Annotated in this window: 1 protein-coding gene; it reads left to right on the top strand. The window is 63.3% G+C overall.

What is annotated here, in order from left to right:
* The first annotated feature begins 143 nt into the window (after positions 1–143).
* Positions 144–1,292 (top strand): acyl-CoA dehydrogenase family protein, encoded by a 1,149-nt coding sequence (locus tag ACW9I6_RS32340; protein WP_177036337.1) that lies wholly within the window; start codon positions 144–146, stop codon positions 1,290–1,292.
* Positions 1,293–1,369: the final 77 nt, after the last annotated feature.

Raw genomic sequence — 1,369 nt, 5'->3', positions numbered from 1 at the left:
CAATGCATCTGGCGACTGATACACCGCATTCGCGAGCAAGCCCGCTCCCACATTTGTTTTGTGGCGTTCACGAGTCTTTCCTCTTGCTTGATAACCAAGCAAGCGCTTGGTAAGTTCGCTCTACCGTCCCGTGGAGCTTGCCGATGTCTGCCTATCAGGAATACTTCGACCCCAGCCACCAATTGGTCCGCGACAGCGTGCGTCGTTTCGTCGAGCGCGAGATGTTGCCGGGCATCGAGCAGTGGGAGGAAGCGGAAAGCTTCCCCCGGGAGCTGTACCTCAAGGCCGGTGCGGCGGGGATCCTGGGCATCGGTTACCCCGAAGCCCTTGGAGGCAGCCACGAAGGTGACCTGTTCGCCAAGGTCGCGGCCAGCGAAGAGCTAATGCGCTGCGGCTCCGGCGGGGTAGTGGCAGGGTTGGGCTCGCTGGATATCGGCTTGCCGCCCATCGTCAAATGGGCCCGGCCCGAGGTGCGCGATCGTGTGGCGCCGCAGGTGTTATCCGGCGAGAAGATCGCCGCCCTGGCCGTCACCGAGCCCGGTGGCGGCTCCGATGTCGCCAGCCTGCAGACCCGTGCTGTGCGCGACGGCGACCATTACCGCGTCAGCGGCAGCAAAACCTTTATCACCAGCGGCCAGCGTGCCGACTTCTATACCGTCGCGGTACGTACCGGGGGGCCGGGCTTTGCCGGCATCAGCCTGTTGTTGATCGAAAAGGGCACGCCTGGTTTCACCACCGGTACACCGCTGAAGAAGATGGGCTGGTGGGCGTCGGACACGGCCGAACTGTTCTTCGACGATTGCCGCGTACCGGCAGGCAATCTGATCGGCGCCGAGAACATGGGTTTCGCCTGCATCATGGGCAACTTCCAGAGCGAGCGCCTGGCCCTGGCCCTGATGGCCAATATGACTGCGCAGATGGCCCTGGAGGAAAGCCTGAAGTGGGCGGCCCAGCGCGAGGCCTTCGGCAAACCCATCGGCAAGTTCCAGGTGCTCAAGCATCGCCTGGCGGAAATGGCCACGGCGGTGGAGGTCTCGCGGGAATTCACCTACCGCCAGGCCGCCAAGATGGCCGCGGGCAAGAGTGTGATCAAGGAGATCTCGATGGCCAAGAACCTCGCCACCGACACCGCCGACCGCGTGACCTTTGATGCCGTGCAGATCCTCGGCGGCCAGGGCTACATGCGCGGCAACCTGGTGGAGCGGCTGTATCGCGACAACCGCATCCTGTCCATCGGTGGCGGGACTCGGGAAGTGATGAACGAAATCATCAGCAAGCAGATGGGCTTGTAGAAAGCGCTTTTGTGGCGAGGGAGCTGTGGCGAGGGAGCTTGCTCCCGCTGGGCTGCGTAGCGGCCCCAAGATCTTTG

The organism is Pseudomonas sp. SDO5522_S412 (genome assembly GCF_054071215.1).
This window is presented reverse-complemented; position numbering and strand designations above follow the sequence as displayed.